Source organism: Laedolimicola ammoniilytica (assembly GCF_025567165.1).
Classification (GTDB): Bacteria; Bacillota; Clostridia; order Lachnospirales; family Lachnospiraceae; genus Laedolimicola; species Laedolimicola ammoniilytica.
Map to the genome: position 1 here is coordinate 1 of NZ_JAOQKC010000009.1, position 17,016 is coordinate 17,016.

The window sequence follows — 17,016 nt, forward strand, 5'->3', positions numbered from 1 at the left end:
AGTGTTTATTATTGATCAAGTACACACTTTTTGAACCCAAAACAAGAAAAACGCTTCTGGAGTGCTGACCAAAAGCGTTTTGTCTACAGTCTGAATCCCTCTGTTGGAAAACAGAGGGATTTTCAAAAGGGTAGAATATAACAAATGATTAAGGAGTAATCTGATATTTATCAAGCAGCTTCTGGATGACTTCCATATGTTCATCGGAAACCGCAGCGGTGGGATGGGTCATCCAGCGTCCGCAGATTCCCCAGAGCTCCAGAACAGCTTTGATCTGAGGCATCATGGTCGGATAGGGAAGACCGAAATACAGTTCACTTAAGAAGGCGATCATGTTCATATATTTGTCCCTTGCCTCCAGGTGCTTTCCGGCCTTGTAGTCCTCCCAGATCTCGATAGACTGAGCGGGAAGGATATTGCCGGGTCCGCCCATGATGAAGGCATCCACGCCAAGCGCCATGGCCGGATAGTAGACGAACTCTTCGCCGGACATCATGATGAAATCGGTGTCCTTGTCCAGGTTCAGAAGCATCTGCTGAATCTTGGCTGCGTTGGAGGTCTCTTTAAAACCTACGATCTTATCCTTTTTCAGCAGCTTGTTCATCAGTTCCGGCTCGATGTAATGCTGATTTTCCGGGCAGTTGTAGATGATGAAGGGAAGCGCCGCCTCGTCTGCTAGGCGTAAAAAGCAGGATTCCAGCTCCGATTCTGTACAGTGTACAAAGTCGGTGGGTGTGGTGAGCGCCACATCAGCTCCGCTTTCTTTGGCGTCCTCCATGTGCTGAAGAATCAAGCGGGTGCTGTCGTCCATGACGCCTGCAATCAGAAGGGCGTCCGGACCGGCTGCCTCTCTGGCGGTTTTAATAATGGCTTTTCGCTCCTCCCGGGAAAATGCCAGCACTTCTCCGGCATAACCAAGTACAAAGATATTGGTCATGCCTTTGGACATTACGTATTTTACGAGTTTTGTCATGCCTTCCGGATCAAAGGTGCCGTCCTTTTTGAGTGGGGTGGCAAGCGCGGGAGTTACACATTTTAAACGTTCTTGAATTGTCATTTTATTTCGTACCTCCGAATTGATTTGATAGATTTATTCTAGCAGAGGCAGAGATAAATTTCTTTCGGATATTTTATAAGTAATTACAGAAATTTTAGATGGAGAACATTTATGACAAAAAGAATTATCATGGAAAAATTATTTCACGAATCGACGCCCTTTCCGTACTCACTGCAGAAGTGCGAGGTGGAAGATATGGAGCCAGTGTGTCATATTCATCCCCATTGCCAGATCACTCAGAATCTCAAGGGAAAAATAGCTTATAGGATCGACGAGCAGCAGATTTGGCTGGAAGAAGGGGATATTTTGCTGATTAATTCCCATATTCCCCATGCCTGCGAGGCAGAGGAAAAGAGCATCCGGAGAAATATGGGATTTTATCCGGAGATGCTGGAGGTGGGGACATACTGTAAGGCGTATGATTCATTTTTACGGATTTTATACAGCAATATGTACCCGTATATTCTATTGAAAAAAGTAGATTGCGACCGGATGCATATTACAGAAATCTTAGAAGAGATCTTTTCTATACCGGAGAAGGGATATATCGCCGTGGACGGGCTGATTCACAACCGGATTGTGGATATCTCCATCGCGCTGATTCAGTGGATGGTGAAAAAGGAGAACAAGGATATCCAGAGAATTAACGGTGTTCTGTGCCGGAGTATGGAGTACATCGAGGCAAACTGCAGGGAGGCTATCAAGATCCGGGATGTGGCCGAAGCGGCAGGCTTAAATTCCAGCTATTTTTCGCATTGTTTTAAGAAGAATATGGGGATCTCCTTTAAGCAGTACCTGAACCGGAAGCGCCTGGAGGCCGCGGCCATAGAACTGACCACCACGGAAGAACAGATTTCCTATATCGCGTTCTCCTGCGGCTTCGGGAGCGTGACGTCTTTTTATCAGAATTTTATGGATTTTTATAAATTGTCCCCGAAGCGGTTCCGGGAACTGAACACGAAAATCACTTCTTGACGAATTTACCACAGATTGGTAGAATAACAGTGTCGACAGAGGTCGCAGCAGGGAGAATGCTGACGGCGTGGTCGACACTGTTTTTATTACATTTATTTACATTCTACGAAAGATAAAATCACGGACTTCAGTATCGAAGTGAGAAATCCACAGAAGCAGGCGGAGAGATTCGCCTGAAAGGTATGGCTAAAAATGAATAGAATATGGAGCAGAAGGGGAATAGTATGCAGACGGGGAAGGCGTATCGGTACGAGAAGGTTATTTTGCGGCCATGGGAGTGGCTGTTAAGAGAAGACAGAGGATACGGGAAGGCAGCGACGGTGGAGAGCTCGTTGGCGGAAGGAATTCGGCAGACGGATTTGGAAGTACAGTTTGATGCGTGTTGTAAGCGATTGCTGGCTGAAAAAGTAGTTGTGGCCTGGATTATGAAGTGGTGTATTCCAGAGTATAGGGAGTTCTCGATGGAGGAGATTGCAGAGAAGTATATTGTAGGGACACCGAGTGTGGGAATAATGCCGCTGTATCCGGGAGAGAAGAAGGTTTACAGGATTCATAACGAAAATACGGAGGACACTTCGTTAAATGAGGGACGTGTTACGTATGATGTACGCTTTCGTGCAATGATACCGGGAAGCAGTGACGCTGTAGAAATGCTCATTAATATTGAAGGCCAGAATGACTTTTATCCGGGTTATTCGTTGGTAAAGAGGGCGTTGTATTATTGCTGCAGGATGATTTCATCGCAATATGGAACAGAATTTTCAAGAGGTCAGTATGGAAAGTTGAAGAAGGTCTACAGTATCTGGATTTGTATGAATCCGCCGAAAAAGAGGAGAGGCACGATTACACGGTACCGGATTCAGGAAGAGGATGTGGTAGGAAAAGTTCGGGAGAACGAGAAAAATTACGATTTACTGACGGCAGTTATGGTGTGCTTGGGGGCAAAGAGGAAAGATACAAAAGAGGAGCTTGGGGAGAAACAGTTATTAAGAATGTTGGAAGTGTTATTTTCAGATGAAATTCAAGTGGAAGAAAAGAAATGGATTCTGGAGAAAGAATTTAAAATGCCGATGACAGAAGAGCTGGAAGGAGGAGTTGAAGAGATGTGTAATTTGAGTAAAGGGGTATGGGAGAAAGGTATAGAACAAGGTATAGAACAGGGAATTGAACGAGGATTAAGCCGTGGAGTGGAGCGTGGAATGAGAGAAACTGTGTTCAGTTTTGTGAAAAAGAAGATGCTGAAAGGAAAAAGCTTATCGCAGATTGCGGAAGAACTGGATGAATCGGAAGAATATCTTGCGCCGTTTTATCGTCTTGTGCAGGAAAATCCGGAATTGAGTGTGAAAGAACTGGCGTTAAAAGCATAAACGACATAAGTGGAACACTTGCAATCACCACCGCGGTAAAGTATAATAAGACATAATTTAAGGAAACCGAGGCGTAAATTATGACTTATGAGGAAGCGAGAGCTTTTATTAATGATACGGCGAAATACGGGTATGTGCTGGGGCTGGATACGGAGCGGGAGCTGCTTCGCAGGCTTGGCAATCCGCAGGATGACCTGAAATTTGTGCATATCGCGGGAACGAATGGAAAGGGATCGACACTGGCATATATCTCAACGATTCTGAAAGAGGCCGGTTATAAAGTGGGGAGGTATATCTCTCCGACGATTTTTGATTATCGGGAACGCATTCAGGTGAATGAGAAATATATTGCAAAGGAAGCAGTAGCCAGACTGGCAGAAATGGTGGAGGCAGCAGGACAGGCCATGCTGGCGGAAGGGCTGCATCATCCTACGGCCTTTGAAGTGGAGACGGCCATGGCCTTCCTCTATTTTAAGGAAATGAACTGCGATCTGGTGGTGCTGGAATGCGGCATGGGCGGCCTGACCGACGCCACGAATGTGGTGAAAACCACAGTGGTTTCCGTATTCGCGGAGATTGGCATGGATCATATGGGCTTTCTCGGCAACACAGTGGAAGAGATCGCCGGGGTCAAGGCCGGAATCATTAAGCCGGGTACGATAGCGGTCAGCGCTGCGCAGCGACCGGAGGTCAGTGCGGTGCTGCAAAAGACCTGTGCGGAAAAGGACACGGAATATCGTGAGATTCGAAAATCCGATATCAAAGATGTAAGATACGTATTTGAAAATCAGACATTTACTTATAAGGAAGAGATGAAGCTGAAGCCCGGACTCACCGGAAGCTGGCAGATTGATAATGCGGCGTTGGCGGTGGAAGCAGTTCGGGCTCTTCGAGACTGCGGATGGAACATTTCCGATGAGGCGCTTCGAAAGGGGCTGACGGAGACCGTATGGCAGGGGCGCTTCACGACGGTGAGCCGACATCCGCTCTTCATTGTAGACGGCGCGCACAACCGTGATGCAGCCGATCGCCTTAAGGAAACCCTGGAGCTTTATTTCCCGGAAAAACGGAAACTATTCATCGCCGGAGTGCTGGCAGATAAGGAATACGACTATGTGATGAGCCAGCTGACGCCGCTGGCTGACCGGGTCATCACGGTGATGACGCCGGACAATCCCCGGGCGCTGGCTGCGGATAAGCTGGCCGAGGATGTGAAGAAATATAATCCGAAGGTGGAGTCGGCAGACAGCTTAAAGGACGCGGTACATCGGGCGCGGGCTTATGCAGGCGGGGAGGATATGATTCTGGCCTTTGGCTCTCTGTCATATCTGGGCGATTTGATACGGGAAATCCGGGTGCAGGACCAATAGAAAGAGGACGGAAGATGAGAGATTTAAAAGAACTGAGAGTGGAAATAGACCGGATTGACCGGGAGATGGTGGCGCTTTTTGAGGAGCGCATGGGCATCTCCAAAGAGGTGGCGGAGTATAAGATTGCCACAGGGAAAAAGATTCTGGATAAGGAACGGGAAAATCAGAAGCTCGAGGCGGTAAAGGCCCTGACCCACGATGATTTTAACAGCCATGGCATAGAGGAGCTCTATAAGCAGATCATGGGCATCAGCCGGAAGCTGCAGTATCAGCTGATGGAGGAGAAGGCTTTGGGACGCCTGCCCTTTATTATGGTAAATGAACTGGAGAAGAAAGATGTCCGGGTGGTCTATCAGGGCGTGGAGGGCGCTTACGCCCAGCAGGCCATGTTCGCGTTCTTTGGCGAGAAAGTAAATCATTTCCATGTGGAGCGGTGGCGGGACGCCATGGATGCCATTGCGGAGGGCATGGCGGACTACGCGGTGCTGCCTATCGAGAATTCGACGGCGGGTATCGTCAATGACAGCTACGACCTGCTGGAAGAATATGACAATTATATCGTGGGCGAGCAGATTATTTCCATTCAGCATGCTCTGCTGGGTACGCCGGATGCGGAGATTTCCGATATCCGGACGGTATATTCCCATCCCCAGGGGCTGATGCAGTGCGCGAAATATCTGGACGAGCATCGGGACTGGCAGCAGATCAGTGTGCTGAACACGGCGGTGGCGGCCAAGAAGGTGGCGGACGAGAAGGATAAGACCCAGGCGGCTATCGCCAGTACGCTGGCGGCGAAGCAGCAGGGGCTGAAGGTGCTGGATCGTGGCATCAATCGCAGTGAAAATAATTCCACCCGGTTTCTGATTGTGACAAACCAGCCCATATTCTGCAAGGACGCGAAGAAAGTCAGCATCTGCTTTGAGGTAACCCATGAGAGTGGCTGCCTGTACAATGTGCTGTCCCATTTCATTTACAATAATCTGAACATGTGCCGGATCGAGTCCCGGCCGATTCCGGAGCGGAACTGGGAGTATCATTTCTTCGTGGATTTCGAGGGAAATCTTAACGACAGCGCAGTGAAGAATGCGCTGCGCGGTATCCGGGAGGAAGCTTTGAATATGAAAATTCTTGGTAATTACTAAATTTTTTAGAGATGCTTTAGAAGGAGGAATTAGTATGAACCCGTATGTAATTATGACGGATACAACAACTGACTTACCCGAGAGCTACATCAGGGAGCATGGGCTTTCTATCCTTTCTTTGAGTTATATTTTGGAGGGAGAAACCTACGATCGGGAGCATCCGCTGGATGTGAAGGAGTTTTACGCGAAGATGCGGAGCGGCTCCATGCCGACCACGTCCCAGGTAAACCCGGAGCAGGCGAAGGCTGCCATGTGCGCCTGCCTGGAAAAGGGGCTGGATGTGCTGTACATCGCCTTTTCTTCGGGCTTAAGCGGCACGTATAACAGTGGCCGGATTGCGGCGGAGGAGATCGCGGAGGAAGGCCTGTTCCCGGAGCGGAAGGTCGTAGTGGCAGATTCTCTGAGCGCGTCGCTGGGCGAGGGTCTGCTGGTACATAAGGCTGTGATGCTGAAGGAAGCAGGAAAATCCTTCGACGAGGTGGCAGACTGGGTAGAGCAGAATAAGCTTCGTATCTGCCACAATTTTACAGTGGATGATCTGTTCCATCTGCACAGAGGCGGCCGGGTGTCGAAAGCTACGGCGATTCTGGGAACCATGATGAATGTGAAGCCGGTGCTGCACGTGGACGATGAAGGACATCTGATTGCGGTTGGCAAGGTGCGCGGAAGAAAGAAATCGATTTCGGCTCTGGTGGATCGCATGGCAGAGCAGCTGAAGGGCTTTGAGGCGGAAAATGATGTGGTATTTATCAGCCATGGGGACTGCATTGAGGATGTGGAGTATCTGAAAAAGCTGATACAGGAGAAAACCGGAATCTCAGAGTTCCTGGTAAATTACGTGGGACCGACCATTGGAGCCCATTCCGGGCCGGGAACGTTGGCAGTATTTTTTGTGGGACAGCCGAGATAGATGAAAAGGCGGAAAATGTATGACATTTTCCGCCTTTTCCGATGTCTGGAAAAAGAATCTGGGTTAGAAGAAAAGTTTAAAAAGAACAGAGAGCAGAATAAGAAAACCTATGATTAGTGTCACAATATAGATTTTACGGGATTCCAGATCGTTCTCCCGGGCCAGGTAACAGACATCTGTACCCAGAATGACGATAAGGAAAGGAATCATATAGAAGAGCCCCATGTGTTTTACCTCCAATTCAGTAGCAATGCAGAGTTAAGAATGACTAATACAGAACCGGCGTTATGCACCAGAGCTCCGGTTATGGGTCCCATGAGGCCTGTGATGGCCAGGACAATGGCCAGAAAATTCAGAGCTATGGAAAAAGTCAGGTTGCTTTTGATGGTAACCATCATGCGCTTGGAGAGGGCCAGAAGATGCGGAATCTCCTGCACCTGGTCGTCTACCAGGGCGATGTCTGCGGCGTCTACGGCGATGCCGCTGCCGACACCGCCCATGGCTATCCCTACGTCCGCTTTTTTCAGGGCGGGGGCGTCGTTGACGCCGTCGCCGATCATGCAGATGGGTTCCTGATTTTTCTGGGAAGCGTCGATGATATTCATCTTATCCTCGGGCAGACAGTTCGCGCGGACTTCCCGGATACCGAGACCCCGGGCAACTTCCCGGGCGGCGCTCAGGTTATCGCCGGTCAGCAGAACGGGAGTGACGCCGAGACTTTGGGTGGCGGCGATCATATCCTTGCTTTCTTCGCGCAGGGTATCGGACAGAGCCAGATAGCCTGCGGCCTTGCCATTGACAATCAGGTAGATTATTGTGCAGCCCTTTTGCAGATACGTTTCAGAATCAGCCAGGATAGCCGCGGAATCGGGGCAGGTCTCCTCCAGCATTTTCCGGTTACCGGCCTGGACCGTATAGCCCTTGACCCGGGCAGATACGCCGTGGCCTGGGATCATGCGGAAATCCTCTGCAGGAAGCAGAATCGCCTTATCATTCTTCCGGAAATCCGCCAGAACAGCCTTGCCCAGAGGATGCTCCGAATACTGCTCCGCAGCTGCAGCCAGAGAGTAAAGCCCCTGTTCGGTCCAACCGGAAGAGAGGGAACGGACAGCCGTAACCTGCGGAGTTCCCTGGGTCAGAGTGCCGGTCTTGTCAAAAGCGATACGCTTCACAGAAGCCAGCCGCTCCAGAGCGTCGCCCTCCCGCACCAGAAAACCGTGCTTCGTGGCATTGCCGATGGCGGCCATAATAGCAGTCGGCGTAGCCAGAACCAACGCGCAGGGACAAAAGACAACCAGAATCGTCACAGCACGGATCACCTGACCGGTGACCAGCCAGGTAATAGCGGCGGCAGACAGGGCGATAACGACAATCCAGGTAGCCCAGCGGTCAGCCAGCCCTACGATTTTCGCCTTGCCAGCGTCGGCAGACTGCACCAGACGGATCATGCGCTGGATAGAACTGTCGCTGCCCACCTTCGTAGCCTTCATTTCAAACGTACCAAATTGATTCACCGTACCGCTGGACACTTCGTCGCCTGCGGCTTTATCGACAGGAAGCGACTCTCCGGTCATGACCGCCTGATTGATTGAAGTCTGGCCAGTCAGAATGACGCCGTCCACCGGAATTGTCTCGCCGGGAAGCACACGGATCCGGTCGCCCACCTTCACCTGATCCGCCGGAATCATCTTATTTCCATCATCAGACAGAACCCGGGCCGTCTGCGGCGTCAGATGCACCAGACGCTCAATCCCGGCCCGCGCCCGGGCCACCGTCAGCTCCTCCAGAAGGCTGCCCAGCTGCATAATCACAGCCACCTCGCCCGCCGCGAAAGTCTCGCCAATGCAGACAGAAGCAATCAGCGCCAGCGACACCAGCACATCCGCTTTAATATCAAAAGCAGTCACAAGCCCGATTACTGCCTCTAAGATAATCGGTACCCCGCAAAGCAAAATCGCGATCCACGCCGGATCAAACGTCAGCCCCGGCAGTAAGCCTGAGAGGCTTGCTACCAGAGACAGAGCCGAGATAACCAGAAACGTAATATCCTTCCTCGTCCCCCCCAAGCTCCAGAAAAGCTTCCAACTTATCAATTATCGTATTCATAATCAATCAAACTCCTCCCATACAAACTACATATACCCCTATAAGTATAAAAACTCTAAAAACATACTATACCCATAGGGGTATAAAGTCAATACCAAAAATAAAAAATGTACATTTGAAAAATTCCCATTTCCAAGATCAGGAAGCGAGGGGCCGGAGGTTTGCTTACACGTTAGTGTCCGGCCCCTCGCTTCCGTCCATCCTAAATACGAACCCCACTAGAAAGCTTCCTCATTTTCCACGTTTAACAGATATTCTTCAAAGATCTCGCTTAATCGAGCAGTCTCAGAAGCTGGAATTGCGATAGAAAAAGTATTGTTAAAAGATTGAATATTTTTTTCAACAATTGCAAAAATGTGCTCCTGTAAATTACTCATAGAGGCCAGTTTCTTATATGCAAGAGGTTCATTACGAATAACACGTTCAATCATAAAAGCACAATGAAATAAATACTTAATTAAAAGAGAGTAGGAAATAGGTAGTTCCAATTGCTGGCAGATGGATACCAGGCTGGGATAAATATTTTCAACAGCTTTATGGCAATCCAGAAAAACCAGGGAATTGGAAAGAACCTCCATGATTTCCTTATCCTGGAAAGAATTCACAGGATTCGCTTTGCTGGATAATTCTGTAGATTGCACCATATCCACATGGAAAGAAGAAGACTCCATCTGCTCTATAACATGAAAAATAAGAGGAAGAGACAGCGGAAAGAGAATGGTGATATAATCGGCGGCCTCTTTTCTAACCCGTGCAACTATGTCAAATGGAAAGGTATCATCAACAATTAAAAGAATACCGTTTCCGGAATCTATTTCCCGTGCCTTTTGATACAGAAGAGAGAGCATGGCCTCTTCATCGACAGCCTTGGGAAAATCAATATAAAAACAGGAAATGGAGTATTTGAAGCTGTTAATATAAATAGCGTGTTTTTCCGCAATGCTTTCACCGTAGCTGGCTAAAAGGATGGGAAGGACAGAACATTCAGAAGATACGTCGGTATTTTCGGAAGGCTCTGATTGCAATAAAAATCCATTGGTATCAATTTTATTTTCCAGTAAACGCAAGTAATAATCATTTTCTGTTCCTGGTATAAAAAAGAGGCTCTTTTCTTTTATGAGCTGGGAAATATTTTTTATACAGGTAAAGGAGTCGGTGCAACCGTCTAAGCTGTTTAAAAAATTTGCAGACAGGCAATGTAAATTAATAGATAACAGGTCAGAGTGCTGGAGCTGACAGTTGGAAATACATTGCCGTAATTCAGCGTACACATCATCTAAGGTATTAGCCTGATAGGCGCAGAAATATTCCAACAGATATACCGGAAATTCCAGATTTTTTTGAAGAAAATTACATTCTCTCTGGGATAAAAAAAGAATCCATTCCATTTTCTCTTTATAAGTCAGAGCAGGATACTCAGGAATCGCGATGGAGTAGGGCTTAAAATCAGCGGGAATATCCTGAGAATCTGCAGAGTGCCATAACAAAATAAGTGAGAGCGCAAAATGATTCCGGTACGAATCACGGAGCAGATAACGGATAAAGGCAACAAACTGCAGCTGCATTTGGGCATCATTACAAAGCCATTGACATGCATCCAGGATACAGGTAACGGGATTGGAGTTAAGATGCTTTTCATGTATCCGTGTAATCAGATTCTGATAGGTCTGAAACTGTAAAATAAAGTCTTCGGCAGACAATTTTATATAATTCAGATTTAGCTGTGCCGTGAACTGTTTATCAAGTATGCTATAGAGCAGCTCCAGCGATACACCGGACTTTGAATGAACCAAAGTAACAGGGTTGGATAAGGGCGTTTTCAGCCTGTGTAAAACAGTGGTCCAGAAATCATACAGGGTTTCATTTTCAGAAAAACCGGGATATTTCAGCAGCGAGGAAAAAGGCTCCTTATTTTGTCTGATGTCGAGATAATCCCAGATAGATTTATCTTTTGAAATAGTAGAAGGGATATATCTGTCAGGGTAATATTTTTCGAGCACTTCACGGCTTAAATATAAAGTAGGACGCCCTTTCAGTTTAATGAGTGTATTTTGTTTCCAGTGTGAATTCAGAATCCTGGAAACATTGGATCGTTCCATAGAAAAGTCAATACTTATGGAAAAAGCATCTGCGTGCGAAATGTCGTAAGAAGAGTCCTTCAGAAGAAATTCGGTATTCTGAAAAATGAATGATAAAATGAGTTCTTCCTTATTTGATTTCATAAATAGTCACCTGCCCAGTACTGTTGTAGTTACATCTGATTCCATTATAATTCTGCAAATTATTTAATTCAACCGTAAAAAATAGTGTATTTATAGGGCAATTATAAGCACAGAAAGGAATAGACAAGGACAACAGACAGATAAGAGTGTAATTAAGAAAAAATGTGTGAAAGAATCAAAGGAGAAAAAAACAATGTATAATTGACGAAACAAAAAACGATAAAGCGATTGGTAGAAATGCATAAAAAAAGAGGCGAAAAACAAAAAAAATGCACAAAAGCATATTGACACAAAAGGAGAGAGTGTGAAAAGAGTGACAGTATTGACAAAAGACACAGAAAACGCAATAATGACATCACAGCGCGCGGTATCGATCGATAAGGAGGATTTATGGTAAGTATTATAATAGCAACTCATGGTAAGCTGGCGGAAGGACTTCTGGATAGTCTGGAACTTATTACTGGTATGAAAGATAATATCAGAACCTTATCTTTGGAGCGTTCTATGGATGTTACAGAATATGGAAGAATATTAAGTGACACAGTAAAAGAAATGGATGATTTATCCGGAGTCATTGTGTTTACAGATTTATTTCTTGCAAGTCCATATAACCAGGCGGTATTGGGTTACAGGAATATCGGAAAGGATGATAAATATTATGTGGTTTCCGGAGTGAACCTGCCGATGCTGATTGAAGCGGTGAATCTGAGGGCGATGGGAAAGGACATTTCAGAAATCGTTGCAGAGGCCGTGGAGAACGGAAAAGAGGGAATTCATAATTTTATGGGTGAATATGGACAGAGTTTATCGGTTTCTTAAGGAGGAAGGAAATGAAACTTCAGTTGGCATTGGATTTTTCGGATATGAATGAGAACCTGCGTGTTCTGGAGGAGACAGCAGATCTGGTCGATATTATAGAATATGGAACAGGAGCTCTGATTCCAAACGGATATGCCGGATTAAAAGCATTGCGGGAAAGATATCCGGAAAAAACGATTTTATGTGATCAGAAGATTATGGATGGAGGTTATATATTCACAGAACAGCAGGCTGAATGCGGTGCGGATATCGTAACTGTTCTGGCTGCCGCAGAGGATGAAACGATTATGCTGGCAGTGAAAGCAGCCAGAGAGAAGAAGATAAAAGTAATGGCAGATCTTTGCGGAGTAAAAGAAAGCCTGAAACGGGCGGAAGAGATAAAAAAGCTTGGCGTGGATTATATATGTGTACATATGGCTACAGACGGTTCCCATGAAAAGAGCGGGGCTCCGGTATTACAGAAAATAAGTGACAGACTGGGCAATAAAATCTGTGCAATAGCAGGTTCTGTTACCCCGGAAAAGTGTCGGGAGATAAAAAAACTGGAACCGGGAATCGTGATTGTCGGAAGTTATATTACGAAAGCTGAAAATTGCCGCAAAGCAGCAGAACAAATAAGAAATGCTTTGAAGTAACAGAGGTGTAAAATGGATAAAATAGGATTGGCAAGGATAGATGACAGATTGATACATGGACAGGTAATGTCTTCCTGGCTGGGATATGTAGGAAGTAAAGAGATTATCATAGTAGACGATGAACTTTACAGTGATGAATTTACAAAATCCATTATATTGATTTCCACATCGAAGAGCATTAATGTGTCAATTTATGATATAGACGGCGGAGTGGAGTTCCTGAAAAACACAGAAAAGAGAAATCTGTTGTTACTTGCAAAAAGTCCTGTTACATTTTATCGGATGCTTCAAAAAGGAATTGAAATAGGAAAAATTAATCTGGGCGGAATGGTAGCGGCTAAGAACCGTACAAAACTGTATAAGAACATAGCCATTTCGGAATATGAAAGGCAGATATTAAAGAAAATAATGGAGATGGGAGTCAATATTTATATTCAGATTGTTCCGGATGAGAAAGCTATTTCATTGACGTCAGTATTAGGAAGGTGATTAGTATGTTTGAAATTGCACTGGTCAGAATTGACGAACGCCTGATTCACGGACAGGTTATGTCGGCGTGGATACAGTACGCAAACAGCCATCATATCATAATTGTGGATGATGCAACGGCAAAAGATCCATTTTTGAAAATGATTCTGAGCGCGGCGGTGCCGGGAAATTTAAAGGTAGACATTACAACAGTTGAGGACGCAAAGAATGTATTGGAAAAAGCGGATGACAGAGTTGTGATTCTTGTAAAAAAACCGGAGCCTCTGGTGAAAATGGTAGAATCAGGAGCGATAAAGCCGGAAAAAGTGATACTGGGAGGAATGAGCTCCATTGCAGGAAGAGAGCGTTTATACAAGAGCATCTATGCATCGAAAGAAGAGTTGACGCAATTAAAGGAACTACAGGCATCGGGAATCAATGTGGTTGTGCAGGTTGTCCCGAATGATATGGAAACGAATTTAAAACAGATGTTAGGAGGAGAATGATATGCAAATAAATCTGATTCAGGCATTTTTAATCGGTCTGGTATATTATCTGGGAATCAATGGAACACCGTGGCTTACGATGTTAGGTTCGACAAGTCTGATGCGTCCGATGGTGTGTGGAACGCTGGTGGGACTTATTCTGGGCGATCCGGTAGCAGGGTGTACAATCGGAGCGGCTATTAACCTGCCTTATATTGCATGGAATGCGGCAGGAGGAGCGCAGTCTGTGGATCAGGGACTGGCAGGCACCCTCGGAACAACATTTGCGCTTGCATCCGGAATCAGTGCAAGCGCGGCGATGACCATGGCGATAGCAATCGGATTGCTGGGAAATGTGATTTGGATTTTACATCTGACAGTGGACATTATTTTTGCGCATATGGCAGATGATGCAGCAGAAAAGGGAGATATCCACAAAATTGGCGTTTGGTATAATATGATTTTGCCCCAGGGATTTCTGTTCCTGATTTCGGTAATTCCTGTTATGTTGATTGTATTTTTCGGCACGGACGCCATCAGTGGACTTTTAACATCTTTGCCGGAAGGACTGCTGCACGCATTGGAGATGATTGGAGGAGTATTACCTGTATTGGGAATTGCAATGAATTTACGCGCAATTAATACAAAGACGGTATTGGTATTTTTCTTACTGGGATATCTGATTTCTATTTATTCTGGAATTTCAATTGTTGCAATTTCACTGTTTGCAGCCATCATTGCATTTCTGTATATGCAGCTGACAGTTAAAGAGAAGGGGGAAGATAACGTATGAGTAGCGAATTAAAGGAAAATGGTCTGGTTACCAAAAAAGATTTAAGAAGCATATGGCTGCATTGGGAGATGTTTATTGCATCAAACTTTAATTATGAACGCTATTTTGCTACAGGATTGATTTACACGCTTACTCCGGTCCTTAAAAAATTTTATGGAGATGATAAGGAGAGAATGGTAAAAGCGCTGAAGAGACATATGCAGTTCTTCAATATCGAGTGTAACTTCGGCTGCTCGGTCATTGGTCTGGTAGTCGCGCTGGAGGAAGAAAAAAGTAAAAATGATGAAGCGATTCCGGATGAGATGATTACAGGCGTAAAAAATGGATTGATGGGACCGATGGCGGGAATTGGCGATACATTGTGGCAGGGAACATTGCTGCCGATTCTTCTGTCCCTGACATTACCATTCGGACAGGAAGGAAATATCGTATTGGGACCGGTTGCATTCTCTGCTTTACATATAGGAATTATGCTGAGTGTGGGATATACCTTGATCAATTTGGGTTACAGTAAGGGAAGAGAAGGAATTGTGTCCATTCTTCAGGGGCAGAGTCTGACGAAGGTGATGACGTTTGCACAGACTCTTGGCAGTATTGTAATTGGCGCACTGGCAGCTTCCTGTATCTCACTGTCAACGCCATTGGTATTACATTTAAATGGTGGAGACCTGGCTATTCAGACAGCGGTTTTCGACAAAATTATGTTAGGTATTTTACCGTTGGGCGCAACATTGCTTGTATATAAGCTTTTAAAGAAAAAAGTGAATCCGAATATGGTTTTGGCGGGAATCATCGTAGTCATTGGCGCGTTGGCATTGCTGGGTGTTTTATAAGATAAAAAAGGATTATAAAGAGAGTTGCCGTGAAACAGAGGAAAATCAAAAATCTGTTCCATGGCAACTCTTTTTGCGATAAAAAGGGTGGGGAAATTCAAAACACGAAAATACGAAACATTAAAATAAGAAGGTTAAAATTCAAAGTGAATTCTTGATTCATATAAAATATTGTTTTTATAAGACTTAATTCACCTTATATTAGTTTACGAGTGACAAAAATAGCGCTATAATGAGCTTACAGAAGCTAGTTTTCATGTGTGCAGGCATGAAAAATGGGCATCTGGATGAACGTGCAAGACTAAATTCCACATGCCAGATTTTTGTAGGATTAAATTCGGCAGTGGATTCCATCTTGCTTACAGCTTTATTTTTTGAGTAACGATGGCTTTAAATTGACCTGGTCAGCAGGTATTTCCTGAAGACATAATAGTCTGTGAAGTCTGTTATTCAAAAGCATCTTTGACAGCCTGAATGGGGTGCAACCATTCAGGCTGTCTCTCGCTTCGCTGTTGATATGGTTCATTAAGATACAGGCATCCCGCTGGGTATAATTATCCAGACTCTGGCCTTTGGGAATTACATACCGGATATATTCATGATTCTTTTCAATCCGTCCCTTCTGCCAGGAAGAGTTAGGATTACAATAAAAGACCCTGGTACGGATTCCTCCATTTTTATCACATTCTATCCGTTCTGGAAATTGAAATTCCGTACCATTATCCGTCAGGATCACAGGAAAGAGTTCACGAAAAACTTTAATGGTAAGCTTTTCTGTCAGATAATCAAACACCTTTATGATCTGCTCCTGTGTTTTTCCTTGCAGTACAAAAATGAGCATGAGAGAGCAGTTACGGAAAAAGAGGGTCAGAAAAACCTGGTTACTATTATCACGTCCACCTTCCACGGTATCCATTTCAACAACGGGGACATCCGGATTTGCCTGAATAAACTTCTGAAAATCGTCATAAGTACGGCCTATACGGAACTCCCTGGCAGCCAGACTTATTCTTGTTCCGGTTTTTCTTGGCTTGCATTTATATCGGACTTTTCGGCGCAGATCCATATTTCTGGCAGTGAATATTCCCTGTTCGATGTAGTTATAAAGTGTTTTTCTGGAGCATGGGATCTCATGTCCATGAAACGCATAGATATGTGCTAATGACTGTCCCTGGGCAAGCAATGGAGAAATAAGGTCGTCAAGCAGAGCGATGTCGGCTGCATTCTGATTGATCCCCTGTCTGCACGAAACAAGAAGTTCATGATAGGATCTGTCTACATACTGAGCAATGTAATAGGCCTTGTTTTTATTGCAGGTACGCTGCCGTGCACAGTGATTGCAGACATAGGGGCTTTGGAAATAAAGTCGCACTGTGGTTCACGATATTCCGGACAGAGATAGCTGCATTTGGAAACCTGAAGTCTTACGTTGAAGCAGGACTTACACATTTTCACACAGTCCTTTTCATCACAAAGGAAACGCATGGTACATTCCTTAAAAAGAGCACATCGAAGAGGCTTTTTCGGATTCTCATCACGGGGTTGAAAAGTACGATATTTTTTAACTTCCTTTGCGATGGTGATGGGATGTTTGCCCAGTTTTCTGGCAATGGCAGCGAAAGACAATCCATCATTCAATCCTTTTTCAATGTGGATACGCTGACTGGTAGTAAGGTGCTTCTGATCATATGTTTTTTTCTTAGGCATAAATAATCCTCCTTTGATGGAGAAATCCACTAACCAAAGTAAGCATATCACATTTCGTGTAAGACTAAAATCGGCAGACACGAATTTAAATGGTGAATCACGAATTTACTATTTCATTTTACCGGTT

Annotated in this window: 16 protein-coding genes; 11 read left to right on the plus strand and 5 right to left on the minus strand. The window is 45.3% G+C overall.

Features of this window, described 5'->3' with window-relative positions; translation table 11 throughout:
* Positions 1 to 148: 148 nt before the first annotated feature.
* The gene (locus OCV63_RS07915) at positions 149 to 1,057 is read right to left on the minus strand and encodes a dihydrodipicolinate synthase family protein (protein ID WP_158363307.1); all 909 of its coding nucleotides are present in this window, start codon (positions 1,055 to 1,057) and stop codon (positions 149 to 151) included.
* Positions 1,058 to 1,168: 111 nt separating this feature from the next.
* Between OCV63_RS07915 and OCV63_RS07920 the strand changes: the two genes are divergently transcribed.
* From OCV63_RS07920 to OCV63_RS07940, 5 genes are all read left to right on the plus strand, one after another.
* Positions 1,169 to 2,032 (plus strand): AraC family transcriptional regulator, encoded by an 864-nt coding sequence (locus tag OCV63_RS07920; protein ID WP_158363308.1) that lies wholly within the window; start codon positions 1,169 to 1,171, stop codon positions 2,030 to 2,032.
* Between the two features lie 224 nt (positions 2,033 to 2,256).
* Positions 2,257 to 3,399: a hypothetical protein gene (locus tag OCV63_RS07925; RefSeq protein WP_262670713.1), complete on the plus strand. Its 1,143-nt coding sequence runs from the start codon at positions 2,257 to 2,259 to the stop codon at positions 3,397 to 3,399.
* An 80-nt stretch (positions 3,400 to 3,479) separates the two neighbouring features.
* Positions 3,480 to 4,769: a bifunctional folylpolyglutamate synthase/dihydrofolate synthase gene (locus OCV63_RS07930; RefSeq protein ID WP_158363310.1), complete on the plus strand. Its 1,290-nt coding sequence runs from the start codon at positions 3,480 to 3,482 to the stop codon at positions 4,767 to 4,769.
* Between the two features lie 14 nt (positions 4,770 to 4,783).
* Positions 4,784 to 5,911: a prephenate dehydratase gene (pheA, locus tag OCV63_RS07935; protein ID WP_158363311.1), complete on the plus strand. Its 1,128-nt coding sequence runs from the start codon at positions 4,784 to 4,786 to the stop codon at positions 5,909 to 5,911.
* 34 nt (positions 5,912 to 5,945) lie between these two features.
* Positions 5,946 to 6,821, plus strand: a complete 876-nt coding sequence (locus OCV63_RS07940; protein ID WP_158363312.1) for a DegV family protein — start codon at positions 5,946 to 5,948, stop codon at positions 6,819 to 6,821.
* 230 nt (positions 6,822 to 7,051) lie between these two features.
* Here the strand turns inward: OCV63_RS07940 and OCV63_RS07945 are convergent, their stop codons facing one another.
* On the minus strand, positions 7,052 to 8,887 hold the full coding sequence (locus OCV63_RS07945) for a heavy metal translocating P-type ATPase (protein ID WP_331485528.1): 1,836 nt from the start codon (positions 8,885 to 8,887) through the stop codon (positions 7,052 to 7,054).
* Positions 8,888 to 9,145: 258 nt separating this feature from the next.
* Complete coding sequence (locus OCV63_RS07950; protein WP_158363314.1) at positions 9,146 to 11,149, minus strand: PRD domain-containing protein; 2,004 nt, start codon at positions 11,147 to 11,149, stop codon at positions 9,146 to 9,148.
* A 390-nt stretch (positions 11,150 to 11,539) separates the two neighbouring features.
* Between OCV63_RS07950 and OCV63_RS07955 the strand changes: the two genes are divergently transcribed.
* The 6 genes from OCV63_RS07955 to OCV63_RS07980 are packed head-to-tail and all read left to right on the plus strand — an operon-like array spanning position 11,540 to position 15,182.
* On the plus strand, positions 11,540 to 11,968 hold the full coding sequence (locus tag OCV63_RS07955) for a PTS sugar transporter subunit IIA (protein ID WP_158363315.1): 429 nt from the start codon (positions 11,540 to 11,542) through the stop codon (positions 11,966 to 11,968).
* Between the two features lie 11 nt (positions 11,969 to 11,979).
* Positions 11,980 to 12,603 carry an orotidine 5'-phosphate decarboxylase / HUMPS family protein gene (locus OCV63_RS07960; RefSeq protein WP_158363316.1) on the plus strand — a complete coding sequence of 208 codons (624 nt, stop codon included), beginning with the start codon at positions 11,980 to 11,982 and terminating at the stop codon, positions 12,601 to 12,603.
* 12 nt (positions 12,604 to 12,615) lie between these two features.
* Positions 12,616 to 13,092, plus strand: a complete 477-nt coding sequence (locus OCV63_RS07965; RefSeq protein WP_158363317.1) for a PTS sugar transporter subunit IIB — start codon at positions 12,616 to 12,618, stop codon at positions 13,090 to 13,092.
* Positions 13,093 to 13,097: 5 nt separating this feature from the next.
* Positions 13,098 to 13,577 carry a PTS sugar transporter subunit IIB gene (locus OCV63_RS07970; protein WP_158363318.1) on the plus strand — a complete coding sequence of 160 codons (480 nt, stop codon included), beginning with the start codon at positions 13,098 to 13,100 and terminating at the stop codon, positions 13,575 to 13,577.
* Between the two features lies 1 nt (position 13,578).
* Entirely contained in the window at positions 13,579 to 14,349 is a 771-nt protein-coding gene (locus OCV63_RS07975) for a PTS mannose/fructose/sorbose/N-acetylgalactosamine transporter subunit IIC (protein ID WP_158363319.1), read from the plus strand.
* Complete coding sequence (locus tag OCV63_RS07980) at positions 14,346 to 15,182, plus strand: PTS system mannose/fructose/sorbose family transporter subunit IID (RefSeq protein ID WP_158363320.1); 837 nt, start codon at positions 14,346 to 14,348, stop codon at positions 15,180 to 15,182. Before OCV63_RS07975 ends, OCV63_RS07980 begins: the two co-directional genes overlap by 4 nt.
* Before the next feature lie 367 nt (positions 15,183 to 15,549).
* Here the strand turns inward: OCV63_RS07980 and OCV63_RS07985 are convergent, their stop codons facing one another.
* Positions 15,550 to 16,554 (minus strand): IS30 family transposase, encoded by a 1,005-nt coding sequence (locus OCV63_RS07985; RefSeq protein ID WP_262670714.1) that lies wholly within the window; start codon positions 16,552 to 16,554, stop codon positions 15,550 to 15,552.
* Entirely contained in the window at positions 16,458 to 16,889 is a 432-nt protein-coding gene (locus tag OCV63_RS07990) for a helix-turn-helix domain-containing protein (protein ID WP_262670715.1), read from the minus strand. Before OCV63_RS07990 ends, OCV63_RS07985 begins: the two co-directional genes overlap by 97 nt.
* Positions 16,890 to 17,016 lie beyond the last annotated feature (127 nt).